At 69.7% G+C, this 1,509-nt stretch carries 1 protein-coding gene; it reads right to left on the reverse strand.

Going from position 1 to position 1,509, the window contains the following annotated elements; translation table 11 throughout:
* Nucleotides 1-33 precede the first annotated feature (33 nt).
* Nucleotides 34-1,410, reverse strand: a complete 1,377-nt coding sequence (locus LN042_RS36750; protein ID WP_308191929.1) for an IS4 family transposase — start codon at nt 1,408-1,410, stop codon at nt 34-36.
* Between the last annotated feature and the right edge of the window lie 99 nt (nt 1,411-1,509).

Genomic DNA, 1,509 nt, shown 5'->3' on the forward strand with positions numbered 1-1,509 from the left:
CAACGCCGTTCAGTTTGGGCAGGTTGGGTGGCGTCAAGGGTCGGTTGTGAGCATGGTGATGCTGATGGTGGCCTTGTAGGTGGTCCGGTCGATGGCGGGCCCGCGTGCGTTGTACTTGGAGATCGCTCGTTTGACGATGCGGTCTTTGGTGCGGACCCGCCGCCGGGGCAGGAGGTGGGCCAGTACGTGGTGGCCGATGGCTCCGACCAGGTCGATGGTGGTGTCGGCGATGATGCCCGCTGCTAGGACGAGTTGGTCGCGGGCGGCGGACAGTGCGACGGTGAAGCCGGCCCGGTCCGGATCGGTGCCCGGGACGCTGTCGGTGGCGTCCGTCATCGCGGTCCGCAGCGCTTGGTAGGCCACCAGCAGTGCCCAGACCTCCTGCTCGACGCCGGCCGGGGTGCGGGCGCGCAGGACCCGCCCGCCCAGGATCGTGGACTTGAGTTCCGCGTAGGCCGTTTCGATCTCCCACCGCTCGTGATACAGCCGGATGAGTTCGGCGGCGGGATGTGTCGACGAGTCGGTGAGGGTGGTCAGTAGCCGGTAGTGGCCGGTGCGGGTCCCCCGGGAGGTGGCGATGCTGATCTCGGCGTCGATGACCCGCACGGTCAGCGCGCCGAGCCGGGCCAGGAACGAGCCGTCACGGCAGTGGGCCACCGCGGGCAGTCGGCGTCCGGACTTGCATCGCACCAGCAGGTGCGCGCCGGTGGCGGCCATGCGGTTCAGCAGGTCGGCGGCTGCGAAGTTCCGATCGCCCAGTAGCAGCATCCCGGCCCGCAGGTCGCCCACCAGGCGCCTGGCGTAGTCCAGTTCGCCGATGGTGGTCGGGCCGAACGCCGCTCCGATCACCGCCCTCGTTCCGCAGGCCACCAGCGCCGCCAGCCGGATCTGCGGGTAGCCCCCGGTTCCGTTGTTGCACCGCTGCTTGGTGAAGACGGCCAGGTTCGCCGGGCTGTCCGGCACCGGCAGTAGCGTGCCGTCGACCGCCACCACCAGCAGACCGTGCCACCGCGCCTGGGCCGCTGCCGTGGCCAGCGGGCCGCGTACCAGGTCGAACAGTGCCTTCATCGGCGCCGCTCCCAGACGCTGGCGGGCCTGGCGTAACGCGCTGCCGGTCGGTCTGGCGGGCGCCAGGCAGCCCAGGCCGGCGCACAACCGGTCGAAGACCTGCCGGTAGCCCAGCTCGGCGAACAATGCCCCGGCCAGCAGGAGGTACACGGTGACCCGCGCCGGCACCAGCCGGACCCGCCGCTGGACCGCCCGGGTCTCGGCCAGGACCTCATCGACCATCTCGAACGGCACGATCCGGGTCAACTCGCCGATGTGACCGGGCGCGAACGCCCCACTGGCTACCTTGACGGTCCGCGTTATGGCAGTCTGTTCCGACAGCGGAGCTCCCGTGGTGAGGATGTCTTGGAGTGACAGACCTCTTCTACGGCAGCTCCGCTGCTTTGCCTACCGGCCTTGACAAACGAGCCCCACGCCCAAACTGAACGGCGTTGGTACTAG

This window comes from Kitasatospora humi (genome assembly GCF_020907985.1).
GTDB classification, from domain to species: domain Bacteria; phylum Actinomycetota; class Actinomycetes; order Streptomycetales; family Streptomycetaceae; genus Kitasatospora; species Kitasatospora humi.